This is a genomic window from Neoluteolibacter marinus, assembly GCF_014904755.1.
Taxonomy (GTDB): Bacteria; Verrucomicrobiota; Verrucomicrobiia; order Verrucomicrobiales; family Akkermansiaceae; genus Haloferula; species Haloferula marina.
This window is the reverse complement of sequence record NZ_JACZFQ010000175.1, coordinates 1-1,087: the sequence shown is the minus strand read 5'-3', so window position 1 is coordinate 1,087 and position 1,087 is coordinate 1. Positions and strand designations below refer to the sequence as shown.

General features: G+C 56.1%; 2 protein-coding genes. Both read left to right on the top strand.

What is annotated here, in order from left to right; all coding sequences use genetic code 11:
- A partial coding sequence (locus IG178_RS24375; RefSeq protein WP_226895752.1) for a ComEA family DNA-binding protein occupies positions 1-569 on the top strand: 569 nt, incomplete at its 5' end.
- The coding region (locus IG178_RS24370) for a 4Fe-4S single cluster domain-containing protein (RefSeq protein WP_226895751.1) at positions 475-1,087 on the top strand (613 nt) is incomplete at its 3' end. The genes IG178_RS24375 and IG178_RS24370, both read left to right, overlap by 95 nt.

Sequence of the window (1,087 nt, the reverse complement as noted above, 5' to 3'; positions counted from 1 at the left end):
AGGTTCCTGCCGAGGGTGAGACCGGCACGTCGGCCGATACGTTGGTCGGATTTGGCCTCTTGATCTCCTGGATCGGCGGGACGGTTCTGGCATTCGTTGTCAATCGGAAATGGTTGCTTTGGTTGGCGCATAATTCGCGCCCAGGCCCTTGGTACGCGCAGGATCAGGGTGATTCCTCACTTCCGGCGCGTTCTTCGCCTACTGAGGCTGTCGACAACGCATTGGGGCGCATCGATGCGGGGGCCGCTTCGCCTGCGGCGGCAGGGCCGGAGTCTGAGCCTTCCGTGGCCTTCTCGCATGTGAATCCAGCGCGTGAAACAGTGCTCGTCGATCTCAATACCGCAGGGCGGGATATTCTTGTATCGCTCCCGGGTGTCGACCTCCCCTGGGCGGATCACATCATAGATGTTCGGCAGCGCACCGGTTCGTTCAGCAGTCCCCTCGATCTTGTGACTAGAGTTGGCATGCAGCCGCATGTCTTTGCAGGAATTCGTGATCACGTATTCGCTTCAGAATCGCGAACCGCAAAACACGATTCGTCTGCTGATGGTCGTCGTCTTGAGTTCTGACTCTCTTCTTCGTGTCGGACGCGTGATGCATGGCACCTCGGCCGAGGGGCCAGGTCTGCGTACTGCTGTTTGGGTGCAAGGCTGCAGTATTCAATGCAAAGGTTGCATCAATCCACATCTTTTCAGTATTCATGGAGGGCATTCAGTCGACCCTCAGGACCTGGTTGCGAAGGCGCTCGAGCGGGGGGTAGAGGGGCTGACCCTGCTGGGGGGTGAACCCTTTGATCAGGCACTCGCATGTGCAGCGCTTTCGCAGTATGCCAAGGGGGCAAATATGGGAGTGATATGCTTCACCGGATATTCGTATGAGTATCTGAAGCAGCAAAATTGTGCCACGGAACTTCTTGATGTCGTCGATCTTCTTGTCGATGGCCCATATATGGCGGATCGACCAGAGCGTGAGCGGGCTCTGATTGGTTCTACTAATCAGAGATTCATTCACCTTACCGATCGATACGCCGAATATGACCCTGTTGCTTCGCCTAATCGTGTAGAGTTTCGCTTGGGGATAGACGGTT